22 protein-coding genes are annotated in these 23,590 nt (G+C 73.4%); 7 read left to right on the forward strand and 15 right to left on the reverse strand.

Features of this window, described 5'->3' with window-relative positions; genetic code table 11:
• Window positions 1-160 precede the first annotated feature (160 nt).
• The 3 genes from ACFYYJ_RS33280 to recA form a co-directional block, all read right to left on the reverse strand.
• Window positions 161-2,719, reverse strand: a complete 2,559-nt coding sequence (locus ACFYYJ_RS33280; RefSeq protein ID WP_389137871.1) for an FtsX-like permease family protein — start codon at window positions 2,717-2,719, stop codon at window positions 161-163.
• A 90-nt stretch (window positions 2,720-2,809) separates the two neighbouring features.
• On the reverse strand, window positions 2,810-3,385 hold the full coding sequence (gene recX / locus ACFYYJ_RS33285) for a recombination regulator RecX (RefSeq protein WP_385130110.1): 576 nt from the start codon (window positions 3,383-3,385) through the stop codon (window positions 2,810-2,812).
• 3 nt (window positions 3,386-3,388) lie between these two features.
• Entirely contained in the window at window positions 3,389-4,507 is a 1,119-nt protein-coding gene (gene recA / locus ACFYYJ_RS33290; RefSeq protein ID WP_384748482.1) for a recombinase RecA, read from the reverse strand.
• 182 nt (window positions 4,508-4,689) lie between these two features.
• Between recA and ACFYYJ_RS33295 the strand changes: the two genes are divergently transcribed.
• The gene (locus ACFYYJ_RS33295) at window positions 4,690-5,838 is read left to right on the forward strand and encodes a winged helix DNA-binding domain-containing protein (RefSeq protein ID WP_389137874.1); all 1,149 of its coding nucleotides are present in this window, start codon (window positions 4,690-4,692) and stop codon (window positions 5,836-5,838) included.
• A gap of 25 nt (window positions 5,839-5,863) precedes the next feature.
• Here the strand turns inward: ACFYYJ_RS33295 and ACFYYJ_RS33300 are convergent, their stop codons facing one another.
• Complete coding sequence (locus ACFYYJ_RS33300; RefSeq protein WP_389137876.1) at window positions 5,864-6,487, reverse strand: class I SAM-dependent methyltransferase; 624 nt, start codon at window positions 6,485-6,487, stop codon at window positions 5,864-5,866.
• A 121-nt stretch (window positions 6,488-6,608) separates the two neighbouring features.
• On the opposite strand from ACFYYJ_RS33300, the gene ACFYYJ_RS33305 reads away from it, so the two are divergent.
• Complete coding sequence (locus ACFYYJ_RS33305) at window positions 6,609-7,364, forward strand: Clp protease N-terminal domain-containing protein (RefSeq protein ID WP_385130114.1); 756 nt, start codon at window positions 6,609-6,611, stop codon at window positions 7,362-7,364.
• Here ACFYYJ_RS33305 and ACFYYJ_RS33310 read toward each other — a convergent pair.
• A complete protein-coding gene (locus tag ACFYYJ_RS33310; protein ID WP_389137899.1) occupies window positions 7,318-8,484 on the reverse strand; it encodes an AI-2E family transporter in 1,167 nt (388 codons plus the stop codon). The two genes, ACFYYJ_RS33305 and ACFYYJ_RS33310, sit on opposite strands and share 47 nt — an antisense overlap.
• A 237-nt stretch (window positions 8,485-8,721) precedes the next feature.
• Window positions 8,722-8,916 (reverse strand): DUF3046 domain-containing protein, encoded by a 195-nt coding sequence (locus ACFYYJ_RS33315; protein WP_030010745.1) that lies wholly within the window; start codon window positions 8,914-8,916, stop codon window positions 8,722-8,724.
• Window positions 8,917-8,997: 81 nt separating this feature from the next.
• Between ACFYYJ_RS33315 and ACFYYJ_RS33320 the strand changes: the two genes are divergently transcribed.
• On the forward strand, window positions 8,998-9,981 hold the full coding sequence (locus ACFYYJ_RS33320; protein ID WP_389137879.1) for a hypothetical protein: 984 nt from the start codon (window positions 8,998-9,000) through the stop codon (window positions 9,979-9,981).
• On the opposite strand, the gene ACFYYJ_RS33325 is transcribed toward ACFYYJ_RS33320, so the two are convergent.
• From ACFYYJ_RS33325 to ACFYYJ_RS33335, 3 genes are read right to left on the reverse strand one after another with little or no spacing between them, the layout of a single operon-like run.
• Complete coding sequence (locus ACFYYJ_RS33325) at window positions 9,950-10,258, reverse strand: AzlD domain-containing protein (protein ID WP_385130146.1); 309 nt, start codon at window positions 10,256-10,258, stop codon at window positions 9,950-9,952. The two genes, ACFYYJ_RS33320 and ACFYYJ_RS33325, sit on opposite strands and share 32 nt — an antisense overlap.
• 5 nt (window positions 10,259-10,263) lie before the next feature.
• The gene (locus tag ACFYYJ_RS33330; RefSeq protein ID WP_385130148.1) at window positions 10,264-10,971 is read right to left on the reverse strand and encodes an AzlC family ABC transporter permease; all 708 of its coding nucleotides are present in this window, start codon (window positions 10,969-10,971) and stop codon (window positions 10,264-10,266) included.
• 24 nt (window positions 10,972-10,995) lie between these two features.
• Window positions 10,996-11,910, reverse strand: coding sequence for an AraC family transcriptional regulator (locus ACFYYJ_RS33335; RefSeq protein WP_389137881.1), 915 nt, complete (start codon window positions 11,908-11,910; stop codon window positions 10,996-10,998).
• An 80-nt stretch (window positions 11,911-11,990) separates the two neighbouring features.
• Here ACFYYJ_RS33335 and ACFYYJ_RS33340 point away from each other — a divergent pair, with 80 nt between their 5' ends.
• Together ACFYYJ_RS33340 and ACFYYJ_RS33345 are read left to right on the forward strand one after the other, a co-directional pair.
• On the forward strand, window positions 11,991-16,580 hold the full coding sequence (locus ACFYYJ_RS33340; RefSeq protein ID WP_389137883.1) for an ATP-dependent helicase: 4,590 nt from the start codon (window positions 11,991-11,993) through the stop codon (window positions 16,578-16,580).
• 167 nt (window positions 16,581-16,747) lie between these two features.
• The gene (locus ACFYYJ_RS33345; RefSeq protein ID WP_385130122.1) at window positions 16,748-17,449 is read left to right on the forward strand and encodes a hypothetical protein; all 702 of its coding nucleotides are present in this window, start codon (window positions 16,748-16,750) and stop codon (window positions 17,447-17,449) included.
• 108 nt (window positions 17,450-17,557) lie between these two features.
• On the opposite strand, the gene ACFYYJ_RS33350 is transcribed toward ACFYYJ_RS33345, so the two are convergent.
• Complete coding sequence (locus tag ACFYYJ_RS33350) at window positions 17,558-18,265, reverse strand: NADPH-dependent F420 reductase (RefSeq protein ID WP_385130123.1); 708 nt, start codon at window positions 18,263-18,265, stop codon at window positions 17,558-17,560.
• 150 nt (window positions 18,266-18,415) lie between these two features.
• On the opposite strand from ACFYYJ_RS33350, the gene ACFYYJ_RS33355 reads away from it, so the two are divergent.
• A complete protein-coding gene (locus tag ACFYYJ_RS33355) occupies window positions 18,416-19,216 on the forward strand; it encodes an Fpg/Nei family DNA glycosylase (protein WP_389137885.1) in 801 nt (266 codons plus the stop codon).
• A gap of 36 nt (window positions 19,217-19,252) precedes the next feature.
• The gene (locus ACFYYJ_RS33360) at window positions 19,253-20,023 is read left to right on the forward strand and encodes an SDR family NAD(P)-dependent oxidoreductase (protein WP_389137887.1); all 771 of its coding nucleotides are present in this window, start codon (window positions 19,253-19,255) and stop codon (window positions 20,021-20,023) included.
• On the opposite strand, the gene ACFYYJ_RS33365 is transcribed toward ACFYYJ_RS33360, so the two are convergent.
• The 5 genes from ACFYYJ_RS33365 to rimO form a co-directional block, all read right to left on the reverse strand.
• Window positions 19,971-20,240: a hypothetical protein gene (locus ACFYYJ_RS33365; protein WP_385130127.1), complete on the reverse strand. Its 270-nt coding sequence runs from the start codon at window positions 20,238-20,240 to the stop codon at window positions 19,971-19,973. The genes ACFYYJ_RS33360 and ACFYYJ_RS33365 overlap by 53 nt on opposite strands.
• Window positions 20,241-20,383: 143 nt before the next feature.
• Complete coding sequence (locus tag ACFYYJ_RS33370; RefSeq protein WP_385130129.1) at window positions 20,384-20,761, reverse strand: helix-turn-helix domain-containing protein; 378 nt, start codon at window positions 20,759-20,761, stop codon at window positions 20,384-20,386.
• Between the two features lie 109 nt (window positions 20,762-20,870).
• Complete coding sequence (locus ACFYYJ_RS33375) at window positions 20,871-21,371, reverse strand: CinA family protein (RefSeq protein WP_384748493.1); 501 nt, start codon at window positions 21,369-21,371, stop codon at window positions 20,871-20,873.
• A gap of 65 nt (window positions 21,372-21,436) precedes the next feature.
• Complete coding sequence (pgsA, locus tag ACFYYJ_RS33380; RefSeq protein ID WP_384729618.1) at window positions 21,437-22,093, reverse strand: CDP-diacylglycerol--glycerol-3-phosphate 3-phosphatidyltransferase; 657 nt, start codon at window positions 22,091-22,093, stop codon at window positions 21,437-21,439.
• On the reverse strand, window positions 22,090-23,586 hold the full coding sequence (rimO, locus tag ACFYYJ_RS33385) for a 30S ribosomal protein S12 methylthiotransferase RimO (protein WP_385130133.1): 1,497 nt from the start codon (window positions 23,584-23,586) through the stop codon (window positions 22,090-22,092). The genes pgsA and rimO overlap by 4 nt, the downstream gene beginning before the upstream one ends.
• Window positions 23,587-23,590: the final 4 nt, after the last annotated feature.

Raw genomic sequence — 23,590 nt, forward strand, 5'->3', positions numbered from 1 at the left:
CCCAGGGCTCCGCCCCGGACCCCGCGCCTCAAACGCCGGCGCGGCTGGAATCGCCCTGCGGGCAATCCAGCCCCGCCGGGCAGGAAATCCAGCCCGTCCGGCGTTTGAGGACCGGGGGTCCGGGGGCAGCGCCCCCGGCAGCGGCGCCGCGCCCGGGCCGCTACGCCTTGGACGTGGCCACGTCCACCGGACGGACCCGGAGCGCCACCCTCCCCGGGAGGGAAGTGGCCGCGAGGGCCAGCAGTCCGGCCGCCCCGACCACCACCGCGTAGGCCACCGGCAGGACCGCCGGCGCGGCCACGCCCGTCATGCCCACGCTGAACGCGGTCAGCACGGCCAGCGCGATCCCCGACCCCAGCACCGCACCGATCAGCAGGACGGAGACGGCCTCCGCACGCAGCATCCGCAGCACCTGCCGCCGCTTCGCCCCCGCGAGCCGCAGCATCGCGAACTCCCGCACCCGCTCGGCGGTGGACATCGCAAGGGTGTTGACCACCGCGATCGCGGTGAAGGCCAGCACGAGGCCCATCGCCAGCAGGTTGATCTCCGCCCCGGCGTCCTGCCGGTCGGCCCGTGCCGCGTCGGCGTCCGCCGCGGAGAGCAGGGCCACCCCCGGGTAGGCCTTCACCACGGCGGCGAGCCGTTCCCGCCCCGCACCCGCGCCACCCGCACCCGGCTCCGTCGCCACCAGCACGGTGCTCGCGAGCGGGTTGTCGACGTGCGCGGCGACCAGGCCGTGCGGCAGCGTCAGGTCTCCGAAGCCCAGCCCCCGCGCGTACACGGCGGTGACCTTCAGCGTGACCGGAGTGCCGTCGCCGAGGGTCAGCTCCAGCGGGCTGCCCGGCTTCAGGCCGAGCTGGTCGGCGGCGAGTTCGCTCACCGCCGCGTCGCCCTCACCGAAGCCGGCCAGGCTGCCGCCGGTGACCTCGGGGTCCCAGGTCCGGGTCAGGCCCGCCGGGGTCACGCCCTGCGCGGCGTACTTCGCCAGGCCCACCCGTACGGAGGTGTGGACGATCTCGGTTGCCGCGGCGACTCCGGCCGTACGGCGGATCGTTTCGGCGGCCTCCGGGGTGACGCCCGGGCCCTGCGCCGCCAGCACCCAGTCGGCCCGGATGCCCTCGCGGGCCTGCGTCCGGGCCGCGTCCCCGAGGGTCGGGGTGATGAAGAGCACGGTGCAGGTCATGCCGACCAGCAGGGCGAGCGGGGTGACGGCGGACGCCATGCGGGTGGCGTTGCCGCGCAGGTTCGCGCCCGCCAGGTGGCCGCCCGCCCCGGCCAGCCGCAGCGGACCGGCGAGCAGCGCCGTGGCACCCCGTACGAGCAGCGGCCCGAGCAGCGAGACCGCCCCGGCCAGGACCACCACGGCCAGGAAGGTCACCGGGGTGGAGGCCGGCTCGGTGCGCAGCGAGCCCAGTACGACGACCAGCACCGCGCCGCCGGCCAGCAGGAGCAGCCCGAAGGCGGTCCGGAGCCGGCGCGGCCGGGCGGTCTCGACGGCGGCTTCGGCGAGTGCTTCGGCGGGGCGGATCCGGGCGATGCGGCGGCCGGTGATCCGTGCGGCGGCCCAGGCGCCGAGCAGGCTCGCCGCGACGGCGGCGAACATCGGGAAGATCCCGGCGGTGCGCTCCAGCGACGCGGGGACGACACCGCTGTCGACGAACCGGCCGTACAGCCAGGCGGCGAGCGGCAGTCCGGCGAAGGCTCCGGCGATGCCGGCGGCCAGGCCGACGAGCAGGGCCTCGCGTCCGATGAGCTGTCGCAGCTGTCGGGGGGTGGCGGCGATGGCGCGCAGCAGGGCGAGTTCGCGGTAGCGCTGCTGGACGGAGAGGGAGAAGGTGCCGACGACGACGAGGATCGCGACGAGGAGCGAGGTGCCGCCCATCGCGCCGCCCATGGAGACCAGTTTGACGCGGGCTCCGGCGGCGTCGAGGAACTCCACGGGGCCGCGCTCGTCCCCGGTGGCGACCTGCGCTCCGGTCCCGCGCAGGGCCTGCTCGACCCGGCCGGCCAGCTCGGCGGCGTTCACGCCGGGTGCGGGCAGGATCCCGATGGCGCTGATCCGACCGTCGCGGGCGGCGAGCCGCTGGGCCTCGGCGTCGCCGAAGAAGAGGGCGCTCTGCCGGGCGAGGTCCCCGTGGGCGCCCTGCGCGATGCCGCTGACCTGGTACGTCTTCGGTTCGCCGGTCGCCTGCACGGTCAGCTGCGAGCCGGCCTTCAGTCCCGCGCGGGCGGCCAGTGCCCGGTCGACGACGACCTCGCCGCCTCCCTGGGGCGCACGGCCCTCCACGAGGGTGAAGGGGGTGAGCGCGGCGGAGGTCCAGGCGTGCCCGTACGAGGGCTTCGGTTCGCCGGGGGTCTTCACGAGCGGGACGGCCTGGAAGCTGAGCTCGGGCACGGCCCGCTCGACTCCGGGGACGGCGCGGACCGTGTCGAGGGTGCCGGCGGGCAGCCAGGCCCGCTCGGCGACGGGCTTCGCCTTGTGCTTCGTCTTCGTCTTGCCCTTCTTCTCCTTGACCGTGGTCTCGTGGACGTTCTGGTCGGCGGAGACGACGACCGGCGCGGCCGCGTAGCGCTCGGTGCCGATCTTTCCGCGGAGTCCCGTTTCCAGGAGGGTGCCGCAGGCGGTGACGAGGGCGGCCGCGCAGAAGAGCGCGACGAAGGCGCCGAGGAATCCGGCTTTGCGGTCCCTGATGGTCTGGAGGGCGTAACGCAGCATCATGCGGTCAACTCTGCCGCCGGGCCCGCCTCCTGACATTGGCGTGCCCCGGCGTCCGCACCCGGGGGCTACCCCCACCCCGGGCGCACCGGCTCACTCCCCTGGGTACCCGAGTTCGTCGGCGTCGTCGGGGTCCTGGCCCTCCGCCTCCAGGGCGCGGCGGACCACCCGCAGGGCCATGCCCTCCGGGTATCCCTTGCGGGCGAGCATCCCGGCGAGGCGCCGGATCCGCTTGTCCCGGTCCAGCCCCCGGGTGGCGCGGAGCTTGCGCTCCACGAGCTCCCGGGCGGTCTCCTCCTCCTGGTCGGAGTCCAGCTGCTCCAGGGCCTCCTCGACGAGGGTGGCGTGCACCCCCTTGGTACGGAGTTCCTGGGCGAGCGCGCGACGGGCCAGGCCCCGGCCGCGGTGCCGGGACTCGACCCAGGCCCCGGCGAAGGCGGCGTCGTCGATCAGGCCCACCTCCTCGTACCGGGAGAGGACCTCCTGCGACACCTCCTCGGGGATGCCCCGCTTGTGCAGGGCGTCCGCGAGCTGGCGCCGGGTGCGCGCGCTCCCCGTGAGCAGACGCAGGCAGATGGCCCGCGCCTGCTCCTCGGGGCTCTGGGGCGGCAGCTCCTGGCGGCCCTCACGGCCGCCCCGGCTTCCGCCGCCCCTTTCCTGCTCCTGCACGGGTCAGCTCTTGGACGCGGCGGCCTTGGCCGTCGTCTTGGCCTTCGTCGCCGGCGCGGGCACGGCTGCCGAGCCGTCGGCCGGCGCCGCGGCCGCCTCGTCACCCGCGCCGTCCGCGGCGTCCTTGCGCACGCCGACGCCCAGCTTCTCCTTGATCTTCCGCTCGATCTCGTTGGCGAGATCCGGGTTGTCCTTGAGGAAGTTGCGGGCGTTCTCCTTGCCCTGGCCGAGCTGGTCGCCCTCGTACGTGTACCAGGCGCCGGCCTTGCGGATGAAGCCGTGCTCCACGCCCATGTCGATCAGACCGCCCTCGCGGCTGATGCCCTGGCCGTAGAGGATGTCGAACTCGGCCTGCTTGAACGGCGGCGCGACCTTGTTCTTCACGACCTTGCAGCGGGTGCGGTTACCGACCGCCTCCGTGCCGTCCTTCAGGGTCTCGATACGGCGGATGTCGATGCGCACCGAGGCGTAGAACTTCAGCGCGCGGCCACCGGTCGTGGTCTCGGGCGAGCCGAACATCACACCGATCTTCTCGCGGAGCTGGTTGATGAAGATCGCGGTGGTCTTGGACTGGTTGAGCGCACCGGTGATCTTCCGGAGCGCCTGGCTCATCAGTCGGGCCTGGAGACCCACGTGCGAGTCGCCCATCTCGCCCTCGATCTCGGCGCGCGGCACGAGGGCCGCCACGGAGTCGATGACGATCAGGTCGAGGGCGCCGGAGCGGACGAGCATGTCCACGATCTCCAGCGCCTGCTCGCCGGTGTCCGGCTGCGACAGGATGAGGTTGTCGGTGTCGACGCCGAGGGCCTTCGCGTACTCGGGGTCGAGCGCGTGCTCGGCGTCCACGAAGGCGACGGTGCCGCCGGCCTTCTGCGCGTTGGCCACGGCGTGCAGGGTCAGGGTCGTCTTACCGGAGGACTCCGGGCCGTACACCTCGATGACACGGCCGCGGGGCAGCCCGCCGACGCCGAGCGCGATGTCCAGCGCGGTCGACCCGGTGGGGATGACCTCGATGGGGTCGTTCGGCTTGTCGCCGAGGCGCATGACCGCACCCTTGCCGAATTGCCGTTCAATCTGTGCGAGAGCGGCGTCGAGAGCCTTCTCGCGGTCGGTGCCTGCCATGGGTTCCACCCGGTTTGCTTGAGTCGATCGCTTCACGCCATTGACGCTAATGCCTGCCACTGACAATGCGCCTCCACGACCGGTTCGGCTGTGGATAACCCATCAGAATGGATGTTCGATTTCCCTGTCAAGCGCGCCACGCCGGCACCGGCGGACGGCACCACAGGGCAGAATCCAGGCCTGTGATCATCAGCGAGCGCGAACTCAACCGGGCCACCCTCGGCCGCCAGCTGCTGCTGGAGCGTGAGCCACTGTCCGTTCCCGAAGGGCTGCGGCGCGTGGTCGCCCTCCAGGCCCAGCACCCCGCCTCGCCCTACATCGCCCTGTGGAACCGGCTCGCCGGGTTCACCGCCGCCGAACTCGACGCCGCCTTCTCCGGGCGGTCGGCGGTCAAGGCGACCCTGATGCGGATCACGCTGCACGCCGTGCACACCGAGGACTACCCGGCCTTCCGGGCCGCGATGCGGCCCACGTTGTACGCCTCCCGGCTCGGCGGCCGCTTCGCCGCCGCCGGGCTGACCCCCGCGGACGCCGACGCGCTCCTCCCGGACCTGCTGGCCTTCGCCCGGGAGCCGCGGACCTCGGCGCGGATGCAGGCGTGGACCGAGGAGCGGGTCGGCGCGGAACGGAAGGACGCGGCGTGGTGGGGGCTGAAGGGGTACGCGCCGCTGCACCACGCCCCGACGGGCACGCCCTGGTCGTTCGGCGACCGCCCGTCCTTCGTCGCGGCCGACCCGTCCGGGGCCTCCCCCTCGGACGTTCCCGCGGGCCGGGCCGTGGACCCGTACGCGCTGCGCACCCTGGTCCTGCGCTACCTGGCGGGGTTCGGGCCCGCCTCCGTCGCGGACGTGGCGCAGTTCGCCATGGTGCAGCGTGCGCCCGTCCGCGCGGCGCTCCGCGCCCTGGCCGGCGCCGTCGAGGAGCTCCGGGGGCCGGACGGCGTGACGTTGTACGACCTTCCGGGCGCCCTCCGGCCCCACGCCGAGACCCCCGCCCCGCCCCGGCTCATGGCGATGTGGGACAGCGTCCTGCTGGCGTACGCCGACCGCGGCCGGTTGATACCCCCGGAGTACCGCCCGCTGGTGATCCGGCGCAACGGCGACGTGCTGCCCACCCTGCTGGTGGACGGCCGTGTCGCGGGCGTGTGGCGTCCGACGGAACGCGGCGTCGAGGCCACGGCGTTCCGTCCGCTCCCGCCGGCCGTCTGGGACGGGCTCGCGGAGGAGGCCCTGGCCCTGACGGCCTTCCTCGGCGAGCGCGAGCCGGCGGTCTACAGCCGCTACCACCACTGGTGGACCAAGCTCCCGGAGGCCGAGGTCCGGATGTTGTGAAGCGGCGGCCGTCCGGCCCTCCGGGTCAGGAGGAGAGCGCGGTTCCGAGGGAGGCCGCGCCCATGGGTTTCGGCGCGCCCTCCTCGTAGAAGACGTCGAGCGCCGTGATCGTGAACCCGGCCGCCTCCAGCATGTCGACGGTCGGCCGGGTGAGGTGACAGCCACCGAGGAGCCGCTTGTTGAGCGGTTCCAGGCGTCGTTGCCAGTCGCGTACGCGCGGGTCCGCCTGCGGGGCGAGGCCGTGCTCGACGAAGTGCAGGGTCCCGCCGGGCTTCAGCACGCGCCGCAACTCCCGCAGGGCCGCTCCGGGATCGGGGACGGTGCACAGGGTCCAGGTGCACAGGGCGGCGTCGAAGGTGTCGTCCCCGAAGGGAAGTGACTGCCCGTCGAGTCCGGCCCGGCGCACCGGGATCCGCGAGGCCCCCACGCGGTCGGCGGCCAACTTCCACCCGAGGTCGGAGGGTTCGACGGCGGCCACGCCCGTCACTTCCGGCGGATAGAACGGGACGTTGTGTCCCGAGCCGAATCCGATCTCGACGACCTCGCCGCGCAGGCCTTCGCAGACCCGGCGCCGCAGCGGCCCCGCCTGCTTGACACCGCAGGCGAGGTCGATGATCCGCGGCAGGATCCGCTCTCCGTAGAACCCCATCTCGGCCTCCGGCCTCCGTGTCCCGCTTCAGCATGGCACCGCGGGCTCCCGATCGCGTACCGACCACGAAGTGACAACCAACGGTTGACAGTCATTCGACTGTCAACCTAGGGTTGCACTCATGACGAACCCTTCGGTGGAACCCGTTCGCATGACCAATCCGGTACGCCTCGACGATCTGATCGCGGCCATCAACAAGGTCCACACCGACCCCTTGGAGCAACTCAGCGACGCGGTCGTCGCCGCCGAGGCGCTCGGGGAGGTCGCCGACCACCTCATCGGCCACTTCGTGGACCAGGCCCGGCGCTCCGGCGCCTCCTGGACCGACATCGGCCGCAGCATGGGCGTCACCCGCCAGGCCGCCCAGAAGCGCTTCGTCCCCAAGGCCGACAAGGAGGGCGACGCGGCCCTCGACCCCAGCGCGGGCTTCGGCCGCTTCACCCCCCGCGCCCGCAACGTCGTCGTGACCTCGCAGAACGAGGCCCGCACGGCCGGCAGCCCCGAGATCGGCACGGCGCACCTGATCCTGGGCCTGCTCGCCGAGCCCGAGGGTCTCGCCGCCCTCGCCCTGCGCTCCCAGGACGTCGCGGAGCAGGACGTGCGCGCCGCCGCGACGGCCGCGCTGCCCCCGCGCCAGGAGGACCTCCCCGCCCTCATCCCCTTCGACGCGTCCGCGAAGAAGGCCTTGGAGCTCACCTTCCGCGAGGCCCTGCGCCTGGGCCACTCCTACGTCGGCACCGAGCACGTCCTGCTCGCGCTGCTGGAGCAGGAGAACGGCGAGGGTCCGCTCAGCGGCCTCGGCCTGCGGAAGGACGCCGTCGAGGCGGCCGTCACCGAAGCCCTGGAATCCGTACTCGGCGGCTCGGACGCTCCGTAGCGGCGGCCGCTCCCTCCGTCAGCTCGTACCGCTTCACGTACGCCCCGAGGAAGGCCTGCAACGTGGCGACGGCCGGGATCGCGATGAGCGCCCCGACCGCGCCCAGCAGGGCGGTGCCCGCGATGACCGATCCGAAGGCCACCGCCGGGTGGATGTCGACGGTGCGCGAGGTCAGCTTCGGCTGGAGCATGTAGTTCTCGAACTGCTGGTAGACCACCACGAATCCGAGGACGTACAGCGCGTACCAGGGATTGACGGTGAAGGCGATCAGCATCGGCAGCGCGCCCGCCAGATAGGTGCCGATGGTGGGGATGAACTGGGAGACCAGTCCCACCCACACCGCGAGCGCGGGCGCGTACGGCACCCCGAGGACGACCAGCACGATGTAGTGGGCGATGCCGGAGATCAGTGCCATCAGCCCGCGCGAGTAGAGGTAGCCGCCGGTCTTGGCGACGGCGATCTCCCAGGCGCGCAGCACCTCGGACTGCTTCGCGGGCGGCAGTACGGAGCACAGCGCGCGCCGCAGCCTCGGTCCGTCGGCGGCGAAGTAGAAGGAGAAGAGCCCGATCGTCAGCAGCTTGAAGAGTCCGCCGAGCACGGTGGCGGACACGTCGAGCACGCCGGTCGCGCTGTTCTGCACGTACTTGCGCAGCCAGTCGGAGCGCAGCAGGCTCTCCTGGATCTCCAGCCGGGAGAGCTCGGTGTGGAAGGTGGAGTTGATCGAGTCGATCACCGAGTCGAGGTAGCGGGGGAAGCCCTCGACCATCTCGACGATCTGCCCGGCGAGCATGGAGCCGAGCAGGGCGAGGAATCCGACGGCGGCGACGAACACTCCGAGGAACACCAGGAAGGTGGCGAGCCCGCGGCGCATGCCGCGGGCCGCCATGCGTGCGACGGCGGGCTCGATCGCGAGCGCGAGGAAGAACGCGATCAGGATGTTGACGAGCAGCCCGATCAGCTGGTGGAAGGCCCAGCTGCCGAGCTGGAAACAGGCGACGAGGGCCAGTACGAGGACCACGGCTCGCGGCAGCCAGCGCGGCATCCGCGCGTCGGCTCCGGCGGGGGTGGCGGGTGGGACCCGGCTGCCGTCCCCGGCGGCGCTGCCCCGCGGTCCTGGCATGCGGGGGTGCTCGGCGTGCGCGTCGGCGGGGCCGTCGGTGCCCTCCGGGACGGCGGCCGGTGCGGTCGGCTCCGCCCGCCCGGGCGGGGGCGCGCCCTCGGCGCCTGGGGGCTGATCGGTCGTGTCTTCGGTGGCTGCCACCCGGCCAAGTCTGGCCCACGGTCGGCCCTGACCACGAAACGGCGGCCTTCGGGCCCCGGCCGGCGCCCCGGGCGTGCCCGGCGGAGCCCCGGGGGGTCAGCGCAGGGAGGCCGGTACGTCCATCGCCGAGCACACGGCGCGCCACACGTCCTTGGTCTCCCATCCCGCGTCCAGCGCCTGGTGGACGGTCCGCCCGCCGAGCTCCGTCATGACGTGGTCCCGCGCGAAGGAGTCGGCGTAGCCCTCGCCGAAGTGCTCCGCCATCCGCTCCCAGAAAATCGTCAACCGCATGCCCCCAGTATCCCGCCCCGGGAGAGTGCACCGGCCGCGTTCGTCCCTCCGCCGTGCGTCACGGCGTCCTACCTTGCACGCATGCCCGGAGACGAAGGTCCTTCAGCGACCTCACCGACCTCACCGACCTCGCCGACCCCGCTGGCCCGCGCCGAGCAGTTCATCTGGCTCACGGCCCGGGTCCTGGAGCAGCGGCGGTTCGCGTTCCACTTCCTCGGCGGGGACGCCGACGCGGTGGACACCGCCCTCGGCTCGTACCTGAACGGCGACGGCGGCTACGGCCACGCGCTCGATCCGGATCTGCGCGGCCCGCTCAGCCAGCCCCTGCACACGGCCCACGCGCTGCGGGTGCTGGACAGCCTGGGTCGGTGCGGCGGGCAGCGCATCGAGCGGCTCTGCCTCCACCTGACCCGGGTGTCCACCCCGGAGGGTGCGCTTCCGGTGACCGTCCCCGCCCCGCGCTGCTACCCGGCGGCGCCGTACCACCCGGTGCACGACGATCCGCCGGGCGAGCTGCTGACCACGGGCCCGGTGGTCGGGGTGCTGCACCGCAACCGGGTCTGGCACGCGTGGCTCTTCCGGGCCACGGACTTCTGCTGGGACCGGGTCGAGAACCTGCGCCACGCGCATCCGTACGAGCTCCAGGGCGCGGTGGCCTTCCTGGACGGCGCGCCAGACCGGGCCCGCGCGGCGGCGGCCGCGGACCGGCTCGGGCGACTGGTGCGCGAGCGGGGGCTGGCCGTGCTGGATCCGGGGCGGTGCGAGGAGTACCCGCTCGCGCCCGGTTGCGCGCCGGGCGAGCGGTTGTTCCCGTACGACTACGCGCGGCGGCCCGAGTCGCTGGCGCGGGGCTGGTTCACCGAGGAGGAGGTGCGGCGCTCGCTGGACTTCCTGGCGGCCGAGCAGCAGCCGGACGGGGGCTGGCCGGTGCGTCGCAGGGCCTGGGCGCCGGGCAGCTCGCTGGAGCGGCGGCCGATCGCCACGTTGGAGGCCCTGCTGACGTTGCGGGCGTACGGGCGCCTGCCGGCGCAGGTCAGCCGCCCAGGGCCCGGACGCCCGCGGTGACGACGACGGCGGCCGCGACCACGATCAGGAAGGGGGCCCGCAGCAGCAGTGCGAGTCCGGCGGCGGCGAGCCCTGCGGCCCGTGCGTCGAGGACGAGTTCGTGCCCGGTGGCGAAGGTCTGCTGGGCGGTGAGCGCGGCGAGCAGCGCGACCGGCAGCAGTGCGCTGAGCTTGCGGACCAGGGGCCGTTCCAGGGCTCCGGCGGGGACGAGGAGTCCGGCGAGCTTGACGGCGTAGCAGCCGAGGACGGTGATCCCGATGGCGATCCACACGTTCATGCCGTTCACGAGCGGCGTCCCTTCATCCAGAGCACGACGGGGGCGGCGAGGGCCGCGATCAGCACGGGGACCCCGGCGGGGAGCACGGGCAGGAACCCGAGTCCGAGGACCAGTGCGAGGGCGGCGACGGCCCGCTCGGTGGAGGTCTTCAGCATCGGTGCGAGGAGGGCGAGGAACACGGCGGGCCCGGCGGCGTCCAGTCCCCACGCGTCGGTGTCGCCGATGGCCTCGGCGCCGAGCGCGCCGAGCAGGGTGGTGAGGTTCCACAGCACGTAGAGGGCGAGCCCCGTGACGCCGAAGCCGAGCCGGGCCGACCTGCGGTCCTGCTGCGCGAGTGCCACGGCGGTGGTCTCGTCGATCACCCAGTGCGCGGCGAAGGGCCGTGCCGCGCGGGGCAGCGCGAGCAGCTGCGACAGCCTCAGGCCGTAGAAGGCGTTCCGGGTGCCGAGGAAGAAGGCCCCGGCGGCGGCGGTGAAGGGGTTCCCGCCCGCGGCCAGCGCCCCGACCAGCGCGAACTGGGAGGCGCCCGTGAAGACGAGCAGGCTGAGCGCGCAGGCCTGGAGGGTGCTGATCCCTGCCCCGGCGGCGGTCACGCCGAAGGCGAACCCGGACAGGCCGACGGCCACTCCGACGCCGAGTGCGTCCCTGATCACGGCCGCCCGCGGCCGCGCGACGGGCGGCGCCGTCCGGTGCGTGTCCTGCTCTTCGATCATCGTCTGGTCTCCCACGCCACGAAACTAGGCGGGGGCGGGCCGGGTGGTCTTGTACGTTCTTGCGCGCGGGGCCTCGGCCCCGGTGGCTTCGGGCGGGGTCCGGCCGGCGCGCTCCCGCCGGTAGGCGCCCGGTGGGACTCCCACGATGCGGGTGAAGTGTCGGTTCAGGTGCGGCTGGTCGGTGAAGCCGACGGTCACGGCCGCCTCGGCGGGCGGGGTGCCCCCGTCGAGGAGCCGGCGGGCCCGGCGGACGCGGGCGTCGGTGAGCCAGGTGTGCGGCGGCATTCCGTAGCGGTCCCGGAAGGCCCGGAGCAGGGCGAAGGGGCTGGTGCCCAGTTCGGCCGCCAGCTGTTCCAGGGAGGGCGGGTCGGCCATGCGGTCCTCCAGGACGGCCCGGGCGGTCTCCGCGTCGGCGCCGCCCGTGCCGCGGACCGTGCGGGCCGGCAGGGGTCCGGCGTGCCGGGTCAGCATCCGCGCGACCACGCCCCGCAGCATCGTGTCGGCGGCCAGCGCGTTCCCGGACTCGGCGGCCCGGTGCACCTCGGTGATCGTCCGCGAGGCCTGCGGGTCGGTGACCATGTCGGCGGTGAAGCCGGGTGTGCCGCGCAGGGTGCCGATCTCGGCGGCGACCTCGGCGATCAGCTCGCGGGAGGGGTAGAGGGTGGAGTACGCCCAGCCCTCGGGGACCCCGGCGCGTGCGGTGTGCGCCACCTCGGGGTTGATCAGGACCACGCTGCCCGGCCCGGCGCGCAGTACGTGGCCGGGGAGGCCTATCTCCTCGATGCCGCCGGTGACGGCCGCGATGACGTACCCGTCGTGCGCGTGGCGGGGGAAGGTGTGGCGGACGTAATGGGCGCGCAGCAGGTCCAGTCCGGGCAGCTCCGGGTACTGCCAGTGCCTGGCCCACTCCCGGCGTCCCTCGTCCGCGTCCGTCCCCATCCCCCCATTCTGCGCCTCGCCCGGCGGGGGTGTTTTCCCAGGTCCGGCCGGTTGTCAGTGGCGGGGTGCACGATGGGGGCATGTCCGGCTCCGCGCTCGATTCGTTCTCCCCCGCGACCCGCTCCTGGTTCACGGGGGCCTTCGTCAGGCCGACCTCCGCGCAGGAGGGCGCCTGGCGGGCCATCTCGGAGGGGTCGGACGTGCTCGTCGTGGCGCCCACCGGCTCCGGGAAGACGCTGGCCGCGTTCCTCGCCGCGCTCGACCAGCTGGCCTCGACCCCGCCGCCGGCCGAGGCGCGCAAGCGCTGCCGGGTGTTGTACGTGTCGCCGCTGAAGGCGCTGGCCGTGGACGTGGAGCGCAATCTGCGCAGTCCGCTGACGGGGATCCGGCAGGAGTCGGTGCGGCTGGGGCTGCCCGAGCCGGAGATCCGGGTCGGGATCCGTTCGGGCGACACGCCGCCCGCCGAGCGCCGGGCGCTGGCCACCCGCCCGCCGGACATCCTGATCACGACGCCCGAGTCGCTGTTCCTGATGCTGACGTCGTCGGCGCGCGAGGCGCTCGCCGGCATCGAGACGGTGATCCTGGACGAGGTCCACGCCGTCGCGGGGACGAAGCGCGGGGCGCACCTGGCGTTGTCCTTGGAGCGTTTGGACGAGCTGTTGCCGCGCCCGGCCCGCCGGATCGGCTTGTCGGCGACGGTCCGTCCGGTGGACGAGGTGGCCCGGTACCTGGCGCCGCGCGGCAAGGTGGAGATCGTCCAGCCCCCGTCCGCGAAGGAGTTCGACCTGTCGGTGGTCGTCCCGGTGCAGGACATGGGCGAGTTGGGTGGTTCCCCGGCGAGCGAGGGCAAGGAGGGCGGGGACAAGCCGTCGATCTGGCCGCATGTGGAGGAGCGCATCGCGGATCTGGTGCAGGCGCACCGTTCGACGATCGTGTTCGCCAACTCCCGCCGTCTCGCGGAGCGGCTGTGCAACCGGCTGAACGAGATCGGGTACGAGCGGGCGATGGGCGAGCGCCTGCCGGAGGGGGCGCCGCCGGCCGAGGTCATGGCGCAGTCGGGTGCGGCGCTCGGCGCGCCGCCGCTGCTGGCGCGCGCGCACCACGGTTCGGTCTCCAAGGAGCAGCGGGCCCTGGTGGAGGAGGACCTGAAGGCGGGCCGGCTGCCCGCCGTGGTCGCCACCTCCAGTCTGGAACTGGGCATCGACATGGGTGCGGTGGACCTGGTGGTGCAGGTGGAGTCCCCGCCCTCGGTGGCTTCCGGGCTCCAGCGGGTGGGCCGGGCCGGGCACCAGGTCGGCGCGGTCTCCACGGGGGTGGTGTTCCCCAAGTACCGGGGCGACCTGGTGCAGGCCGCGGTGGTCACCGAGCGGATGCGCACCGGTTCGATCGAGTCGCTGCGCATTCCGTCCAACCCGCTCGACGTCCTCGCGCAGCAGTTGGTCGCGATGACCGCGATGGACACCTGGCAGTTGGACGACCTGCTCGCGCTGGTGCGCCGGGCGGCCCCGTTCGCGGCGCTGCCGGAGTCGGCGTTCACGGCGGTCCTGGACATGCTGGCGGGCCGCTATCCGTCGGACGCGTTCGCCGAGCTGCGACCGCGGGTGGTGTGGGACCGGGTGGCGGGGACGGTCACGGGCCGGCCGGGGGCCCAGCGCCTCGCGGTCACCTCCGGCGGCACCATCCCGGACCGCGGCCTGTTCGGGGTGTTCCTGGCGGGTTCCGATCCGAAGAAGGGCGGCGGCCGGGTCGGCGAGCTCGACGAGGAGATGGTCTACGAGTCGCGCGTCGGTGACGTCTTCACGCTGGGCACCACCTCGTGGCGGATCGAGGACATCACCCGTGACCGGGTGCTGGTGACGCCGGCCCCCGGGGTGCCGGGCCGGTTGCCGTTCTGGAAGGGCGACCAGCTGGGTCGCCCGCTCGAACTGGGTCGCGCGGTCGGTGCGTTCCTGCGCGAGCTGGGCGGCCTGTCGGACGAGGACGCGCGGCTGCGGCTGCTGGCTGCCGGTCTGGACGCCTGGGCCGCGGAGAACGTGCTGGCGTACCTGACCGAGCAGCGCGAGGCGTGCGGGCACGTGCCGGACGACCGGACGATCGTGGTGGAGCGTTTCCGCGACGAGCTGGGCGACTGGCGGGTCGTCGTCCACTCCCCGTTCGGCGCGCAGGTGCACGCTCCCTGGGCGTTGGCGCTGGGCGCCCGGCTCGCCGAGAAGTACGGCATGGACGCGCAGGTGATGCACGCGGACGACGGGATCGTGCTGCGCCTGCCGGATGCGGACCTGCTGTCCATGGACCTCCTGGACCACGATCCTTCCGCTTCCGCTTCGTTCGAGTTCGACGACGAGCAGGCCCCCCTCGGCGCCGCCGACGTCGCCTTCGACCACGGTGACGTCAATCAGATCGTCACGGATCAGGTGGGCGGCTCCGCCCTGTTCGCCTCGCGGTTCCGCGAGTGCGCGGCGCGCGCCCTGCTGCTGCCGCGCCGCAGTCCCGGCAAGCGGACCCCGCTGTGGCAGCAGCGGCAGCGCGCGTCGCAGCTGCTCCAGGTGGCTTCGGAGTTCGGTTCCTTCCCGATCGTGCTGGAGGCCGTACGGGAGTGCCTCCAGGACGTCTTCGACGTGCCCGGCCTGACCGAGTTGATGGGTGACATCGAGGCGCGGCGGGTCCGGTTGGTGGAGGTCACCACTCCGGAGCCGTCGCCCTTCGCGCGTTCCCTGCTCTTCGGGTACGTGGCCCAGTTCCTGTACGAGGGTGACTCGCCGCTCGCCGAGCGCAGGGCGGCGGCGCTGTCGTTGGACTCCCGGCTCCTGGCGGAGCTGCTGGGGCAGGCGGAGCTGCGCGAGCTGCTCGACGCGCAGGTGCTGGAGGAGCTGGAGCGGGAGCTGCAGTGGCTCACCGAGGACCGGCGGGCCAAGGACGCCGAGTCGGTGGCCGACCTGTTGCGGCTGCTGGGTCCCCTCACCGACGACGGGCTGGCGGAGCGGGGCGCGGATCCGGACTGGGCCCCGGGCCTGGCGGCGGCCCGGCGCGCGATCCGGGTCCGGATCGGCGGCGTCGACCACTGGGCGGCGGTCGAGGACGCGGGCCGGCTGCGGGACGCTCTGGGCACGGCGCTTCCGGTGGGCGTCCCGGAGGCGTTCACCGAGCCGGTGAAGGATCCGTTGGGCGATCTGCTGGCCCGGTACGCGCGCACGCACGGGCCGTTCACCACGGCCGCGGTCGCCGCGCGCTTCGGGCTGGGTCCTGCGGTGACGGAGGGCGCCCTGAACCGGCTCGCGGCGGCGGGTCGGGTGGTCCAGGGCGAGTTCCATCCGGCGGGCATCGGGCAGGAGTGGTGCGACGCGGCGGTGTTGCGCAGGCTCCGGCGGCGTTCGCTGGCGGCGTTGCGGCAGGAGGTGGAGCCCGTTCCGCCGACCTCGCTGGCCACGTTCCTGCCGCAGTGGCAGCACCTGGGTGGCGCCCTGCGCGGTATCGACGGCCTGGCGCGGGCGGTCGAGCAGTTGCAGGGCGCCCCGGTTCCGGCGTCCGCGCTGGAGCGGCTGATCCTTCCGTCGCGGGTCGCGGGGTACTCGCCGGCCCTGCTGGACGAGCTGACGACCAGCGGCGAGGTGGTCTGGGCGGGCGCGGGGTCCCTGCCGGGCAAGGACGGCTGGGTCTCCCTCTACCTGGCGGAGGCGGCGCCTCTGCTCCTGCCGCCGCCGCACCCGCTGGAGGTGGGCCCGCTGCACCAGGCCGTGCTGGACGCCCTGGACGGTGGGTACGGGCTGTTCTTCCGCCAGCTCTCCCAGATGGTCCGCGACCGGCATCCCGAGGCCTCGGACCTGGACCTCTCCTCGGCCGTCTGGGACCTGGCCTGGTCGGGCCGGCTCACCAACGACACGCTGGCCCCGCTGCGTTCGCTGCTGGGCTCGGGCCGCACCGCGGGCTCGACGGCCCACCGGGCCCGGCGGACGGTGCCGCGCGGCCGGTACGGCACGCTGAGCGCGACGGTGTCCCGTACGGGCCCGCCCACGGTCTCGGGCCGCTGGTCGCTGCTGCCGTCCCAGGCCCCCGATCCGACGCACCGGGCCCACGCCCTGGCGCGCACCCTGCTGGACCGCCACGGGGTGGTGACCCGGGGCGCGGTCGCGGCGGAGGGCGTGGAAGGCGGCTTCAGCGCGGTGTACCGCGTCCTGTCCGCGTTCGAGGACAGCGGGCAGGCCCGGCGGGGGTACGTGGTCGAGGGGCTGGGCGCGGCCCAGTTCGCGATGGACGGCGCGGTGGACCGGCTCCGTGCTGCCGAGCGCACGCCGCCCCCGCTGGCCGCGGTGGTGCTGGCCGCGGCCGATCCGGCGAACGCGTACGGTGCGGCCCTGCCGTGGCCGGAGCCGCCCGGCGGGGCGAGTCACAAGCCGGGCCGGAAGGCGGGTTCCCTGGTGGTCCTGGTGGACGGTGAGCTGATCCTGTATCTGGAGCGGGGCGGGAAGACCCTGTTGGCGTGGCCGGAGCCCTCCGACGCCCGTCTGGAGGCCGCGTTGGCGGCGCTCGCCGCGGCATCCCGCGCCGGCACGCTCCCGGCCCTCACGGTGGAGCGGATCAACGCCGCGGCCTCCCTGACGTCCCCCTTGGGGCCCGCCCTGGAGTCGGCCGGTTTCCACGCCACCCCGAGAGGGCTGCGCATGCGCTCGTGACGGCGTCCGACCGCGGCCGTCGGGTATCGGGAGGGCTTCGAATGTCTTGGGCATGTCACAGGACCGTCGCCGACCGACTCCCGGACTGGCCGAGGCGCTTATTCATCCCTTACAAAGATGATCACAGGCATCACGTTGATGATGCACAGTCATGGGGGAGAAGAAAAGTGAGCAGCATCAGCATGCGCAAGTCCACCCTGGTCGCCGTCGGTCTCGCGGTCGCCGGCACCATGGCCCTGACGGGCTGCAAGAACGGCAACGAGGACGCGGCCGCGCCGAGTTCGTCCGCCCCGGCGGGCGCCCCGGCCAGTCCCTCGGCCGGCGGCTACAGCGAGGCCCCGGGCGGCGCGGCCAGCCCCTCCGCCGGCTACAACGAGGGCACGGGTGGCGCGGGCGGTGCGGCCGGTGCCGCGGCGAAGCCCGGCCAGGCCTTCAAGATCGGCGAGACCGCGACGGTCCCGTTCGACTCCGGCAACACCAAGGGCGGCACCATCGCGCTGACGGTCACCGCCGTCGAGCAGGGCAACCCCGCCGACCTGGCGCCGCTCAACCTCGGCGACAAGGTCAAGGGGATGATCCCCTACTACGTGCGCTACACCGTCAAGAACGTCGGCACCGTGGACCTGTCGTTCACCTCGGTGAGCCACATGAAGGGCCTGCTCGCGGACGGCAGCGAGGCGCAGGGCGTCTCGGTCATCGGCAAGTTCGAGAAGTGCAAGGAGGAGTCGCTGCCGAAGGGCTTCACCAACGGCCAGACGCAGCAGGAATGCGCCATCGCGCTGGCCCCCTCCTCGCAGACGAAGGTGTCCGGCGCCCAGTACTGGAACAACCCGTACATGAGCAAGGGCAAGGAGCTCACCTGGAAGTGACGGGGCGGCCCGACAGGGCCTCCGTCCTCCCACCGCGAGCCCCCGCGACGGCACCCCGTCGCGGGGGCTCGCCCCCGTGCGCACGGACTTCCCCGACGGACTTCCCCGTCAGCGCATCACCTTGACGCCGAACCGGGCGCCGCCGAGCGCGAACTGGATCGCGCTGTGCATGTGCGAGTACATCTCCATGCCGCGCGAGCAGACGAGCGGGCCGAGGTCGAGCACGTCCTGCCAGCCGTAGGACCGCAGCAGGGCGGTGACCTCCGCCTTGGCGTCGTCGTGGTCGCCCGCCACGAACATCGTGTGGTCGCCGCCCGCCACGGACCGCGGGTCGACTGCGGTCCCCTGCTCCTGGGTGACGCAGGCCTTGACCACCCTGGCCGCGGGGACGGCGCGCTGGATCCGCTCCCCCAGGCTGTCGTGGTCCACCGGGTCCAGGGCGGGCATCACCCCCCACGGAGTGGGCCACGGGTGGGCCTGCTCCGGGTTGTAGACGAACGGGACGGCGAAGTCCATCAGGGTCTTGCCGGCCAGTTGCCGGCCGATCCCGGTGAGCACGCGCACCGCGTTGGCGCCGTCGATCCCGTTGATGACGAAGTCGGCGCCGGCCGCGGCCGCGTCGAAGTCCATGAGTTCGATGTCCGGGTAATCGGCGGCCCACTGCCCGAAGGGGTCGATGCCCATGAAGTCGGGCTCGGAGCGGCCCAGGGTGGCCTGCCTGTCCCGGGTGCCGACGAACACCCGGTGTCCGAGCTCCAGCAGCCGGGCCGCGTGCGCGCGACCCCCACCGCCGGTCCCGAGAACTGCGACCTTCATGCGGATGCTCCGTTCTGCGCCGGCGACTCCCCGTACGCAGAGCCTCGCGAGGAATCCGCCCCGCCCGGCACCGGACGCGCGGGCCCGCCCCGAACGCGTCCCCCACCTGGCCGAACCCACCGCCCCGGCCGGGGGGCGGACAATGGGGGCATGCCCGAAGGAGACAGCATCCGCCGCGTCGCGGACCGGCTGCACGCGGCCCTCGCGGGGAAGCCCCTCACCCGCAGCGACCTGCGCGTCCCCCGCTTCGCCACCGCCGACCTCACCGGCCGCGTCACCCTCGGCGTCACGCCCCGCGGCAAGCACCTCCTCGCCCGCTTCGAGGGCGGCCTCACCCTGCACAGCCACCTCCGGATGGACGGCGCCTGGCACGTGTTCCCCGTCGGCGAGCGCTGGCACGGCGGCCCCGCCCACGAGATCCGGGCGGTCCTCGGCACGGCCGAGCACACCGCGGTCGGCTACCGCCTGCCCGTGCTGGAACTGATCCGCACCGCCGAGGAGGACCGCGCCGTGGGCCACCTGGGGCCCGATCTGCTCGGCCCGGACTGGGATCCCGCCCGCGCCGCCGCCAACCTCCTCTCGGACCCCGCGCGCCCCCTCGGCGAGGCCCTCCTGGACCAGCGCAACCTCGCCGGGATCGGCAACATCTACAAGGCCGAGCTCTGCTTCCTCGCCCAGGTCACCCCCTGGACCCCGGTCTCCGCCCTCCCCGACCCCGAAACCACGCTCCCCCGACTGGCCGCCGCCGCCCACCGCCTGCTCGCCGCCAACGTCGGCGAGACCCACCGGCGCCGCAACACCACCGGCAGCCGCCGCCCCGGCCAGGAGCTGTTCGTGTACGGGCGCACGCACGCCCCCTGCCTGCGCTGCGGCACGCCCGTCCGCGAGGCCCCGCAGGACGGCCGACCCACGTACTGGTGCCCGCGCTGCCAATCCGGCCCCACCGCCTAGTTGACGCACCGTCAGATCCGCTCGTACGGTCCCGGCATGCCCACACCCACAACCTCGTACGACCTCACCGGCCGCACCGCCCTGGTCACCGGCGCCGCCGGCGGCATAGGCCGCGCCACCGCCGTCCTCCTCGCCGCCGCGGGCGCGCACGTGCACTGCGCGGACCGCGACGAGGGGGGCCTCGCCGAAACGGCCGAGCTCGCCTCCAAGGCCGGCGGCGCCGCCACCGTCCACCCCCTCGACGTCACCGACCGGGCGGCGCTGCGCGCGGCCGTCGCCGCGGCCGGCCCGCTCGACATCGCCGCCGCCATCGCAGGGATCATGCACAGCAGCAGCGTCCTTGAGACGGACGACGAGGATCTCGACCGGGTCCTCGACGTCAACTTCAAGGGGGTCCTGCGCACCTGCCAGGAGGCTGCCCGCGCCATGATCGCGGCGGGCCGGCCCGGTTCCATCGTCACCATGGCCTCCGGCGCCGTGGACGCCGCCCAGCCCGGTCTGCTCTGCTACAGCGCCTCCAAGGCCGCCGTGGTCCAACTGACGAAGACCCTGGCCACCGAGGCCGGCCCGCACGGGATCCGGGTCAACGCGGTCGCGCCCGGCTGGATCCGCACCCCGATGACCGCCCGGCACAGCCCAGAGGTGCAGGAACAGACCGAGGCGATGATGGTCCGCATGTCCCCGCTGCGCCGGGTCGGCGAGCCGGAGGACATCGCCCGGGCCGTGCTCTACCTGGCGTCGGACGCCTCGTCCTTCATGACCGGCCAGATCCTTCGGCCGAACGGTGGAGTGTCGATGCCCTGGTAGCGGCCTCCTCGGCAGCACCGGACGCCGGCCGGGCCCTGCGCACCGGTCGCGGCACACAGTGCACCGGCAGCAGCCCCAGCCCCCACCCGCCCACGGCCACCGCGCCCTCGACGGGCCCGGCCTGCGCCGGCGCGAGGACCAGGCGCAGTACGGCCCACCACCACAGCAGCCCCACCGTGAGGGCCAACGCCACAGGCAGTCGCGGTAACCGCCGCACGGCTGCCTCCCAGGGGCCGGGACCCGGACGGCCCCATCCTCCCGCACCCCCCGCGAGCCCGCACCCAGAACGACCGGGAGCCCCGACCGGTGCTCGACGCACCGGCCGGGGCTCCGGCCACACTCACAAATCGACGTGCTCGCTCACGCGGCTACGACATTCACCGCTTCCGCAGGCGCCTTGATGGTCACCCGCTCCGGACCCGTGACCGAAGTCATGGAGACCGAATTGAGCATCGGGCGTACCGGCACAGTGACCGGTTCGCTTGCCGCGGCCGACTGTGCCAGCTCGGCCAGCGACAGTTCATCGCTGACTTCGCGCATCAGCTCGGACATCCGTACGTCCAACGCGTCGCAGATCGCGGAGAGCAGCTCGGAGGATGCCTCCTTCTGCCCCCGCTCCACCTCGGAGAGATAGCCGAGCGAAACTCGGGCCGACGAGGAGACTTCGCGCAGAGTACGGCCCTGGCGCTGGCGCTGCCGACGCAGCACGTCACCCAGCAGGCGACGGAGCAGAATCATCGGTGGCTCCCTCCTCTGACCGTGTAGCCGCATCCTTCACGCCCCACCGTACCGCCTCGCGCCGCGGCCGTGCGGGGAGCGATGTCGTGTTCACTCAGGGCTGCAAACATCAAATCCCCCCGTTCTGTTCCGTATCCTGCCTCCGCGCATTCTCACGGAGTTGGCTTGAGAGAAGTTCGAGCACTGTGCGTGCACTCTCCCTACGGATTTCCGCACGGGAGCCGTTCAACCTCAGCCGAGCCGATTTCCTGCCCGCCGGACCGTCCACGGCGACGAAGACGGTGCCCACCGGCTGCCCGTCCTGCGGGTCGGGACCGGCCACTCCGGTGGTCGCGATCCCCCACGAGGCGTCGAGCACCCGCCGCACTCCGGCCGCCATCTCCTCCGCGACCTGCGCGTTCACCGCGCCTTCGGCCGCGAGCAGCCCCGCGTCCACTCCCAGGACCCGGTGCTTGAGCTCCGTGGCGTACGCCGTGACCGAGCCGCGGAAGGATCGGGAGGCCCCCGGGACGGCCGTGAGCTCGGCGGCCACCATGCCGCCGGTCAGGGACTCCGCCACGGCGAGGGTCTGGTCACTCTCCGCGAGCAGTCGCAACACCTCCGTCGCCACCGCGACGGCGCTCGCACCGGATCCCGCCCCCGCGGAATTCCCGGCACTCTCCCCCGCCACCCCTGTCACGCCGCGGCCCGCTCCGCCGCGAGACCCTTGCGGCGCAGTACGACCGCCTGTCGGATGTAGTCCAAACCGGTGAGGACGGTCAGCACCACGGCGAGCGCCATCACCCAGAAGCGCATCGTCGCCAGCGCCCCGGTCAGCGCGAGCACGTACATGCCCACGGCCGTGCCCTGGGCGAGGGTCTTCATCTTGCCGCCCCGGCTGGCCGGAATCACTCCGTAGCGGATCACCCAGAAGCGCATCAGCGTGATCCCGAGCTCCCGGCCCAGGATCACCCCGGTCACCCACCACGGCAGGTCTCCCAGCCAGGACAGGCAGATCAGCGCGGACCCCATGATCGCCTTGTCGGCGATCGGGTCGGCGATCTTGCCGAAGTCCGTGACCAGGTTGTACGTCCGGGCCAGGTGCCCGTCGAAGATGTCCGTGATCATGGCGACGGCGAACGCCGCCCACGCCCACGCCCGCCAGACGGGGTCGTAACCCCCGTCGGCGAGCAGCAGCAGGACGAATCCCGGCACCAGCACGAGCCGGACCATCGTCAGGATGTTGGCGATGTTCCACAGGCTGGCCTGATTGACGGCCGCGGCCCCCAGCTTCGCGCCGGGCGCGGGCCGGCGGCCGGTCCCGCCCGCCGCAGATGCCGGGACTCCGGTCATCCGGCCGCCTCCTCGAGTTCCAGGCCCAGCGGCTCGGCCACGAGGTCCACGCCCAGGGTGCCGACCACCTTCGCGGTGACGATGCGCCCGGGGACCAGGCCCGTGCTGTCCGTGAAGACGACCTGGCCGTCGGTCTCCGGCGCCTGGTGCGCGGCGCGCCCGTAGGCGCCGACCTCGTCCTCGTCGTCGCCGCCGACGGGCTCGACGGACTCGACGAGCACCTCGAGGGTCTCGCCGATCCGCTCCTCCGCGCGCTGCGAGGTGAGCTCCTCGGCGAGCCGCTGCATGTGCGCGAGACGCTCGGCGATCGTGTCCTCGTCCAGCTTGTTCTCGTAGCCGACGGCCTCGGTGCCGTCCTCGTCCGAGTAGCCGAAGACGCCGATGGCGTCGAGGCGGGCGTGGGTGAGGAAGCGCTCCAGCTCGGCGAAGTCGGCCTCCGTCTCGCCGGGGAAGCCGACGATGAAGTTGGACCGCACGCCGGCCAGCGGGGCCTTGGAGCGGATGGTGTCCAGCAGCTCCAGGAAGCGGTCGGTGTCACCGAAGCGGCGCATGGCGCGCAGCACGTCGGGGGCGGAGTGCTGGAAGGACAGGTCGAAGTACGGCACGACCTTGGGGGTCGAGGTCAGCACGTCGATCAGGCCCGGGCGCATCTCGGCGGGCTGGAGGTAGCTGACGCGGACGCGCTCGATGCCGTCCACGGCGGCCAGCTCGGGCAGCAGGGTCTCCAGCAGACGGATGTCGCCGAGGTCCTTGCCATACGAGGTGTTGTTCTCGGAGACCAGCATGACCTCCTTGACGCCCTGCTCGGCGAGCCAGCGCGTCTCGCCCAGCACGTCACTCGGGCGGCGGGAGATGAACGAGCCGCGGAAGGACGGGATGGCGCAGAAGGAGCAGCGCCGGTCGCAGCCGGAGGCCAGCTTGACCGAGGCCACGGGGCTCTTGTCGAGGCGGCGGCGCAGCGGCGCGCGCGGCCCGGAGGCGGGCGCGAGGCCCTCGGGGAGGTCCGAGGGGGCTGCTGCCGGCTCCTGGGCGTGGCCGGGCAGGGCCACGGCGGTGTCCTGGCGCTCGGCCGGGCTGATCGGAAGGAGCTTGCGGCGGTCGCGCGGCGTGTGGGCCTCGACGCTGCCACCGTTGAGGATGGTCTGGAGGCGGTTGGAGATGTCGGCGTAGTCGTCGAAACCGAGGACTCCGTCGGCCTCGGGGAGCGCTTCGGCGAGTTCCTTGCCGTAGCGCTCGGCCATGCAGCCGACGGCGACGACGGCCTGGGTCTTGCCGTGATCCTTGAGGTCGTTGGCTTCCAGGAGGGCGTCTACGGAGTCCTTCTTGGCGGCTTCGACGAAGCCGCAGGTGTTGACGACGGCTACGTCCGCATCGGCGGCGTCCTCGACGAGCTCCCAGCCATCCGCCGCCAAGCGGCCTGCGAGCTCCTCCGAGTCCACCTCGTTACGGGCGCAGCCAAGAGTGACAAGGGCGACGGTACGGCGTTCGGGCATGGAC

The organism is Streptomyces sp. NPDC002467, from assembly GCF_042889825.1.
Taxonomy (GTDB): domain Bacteria; phylum Actinomycetota; class Actinomycetes; order Streptomycetales; family Streptomycetaceae; genus Streptomyces.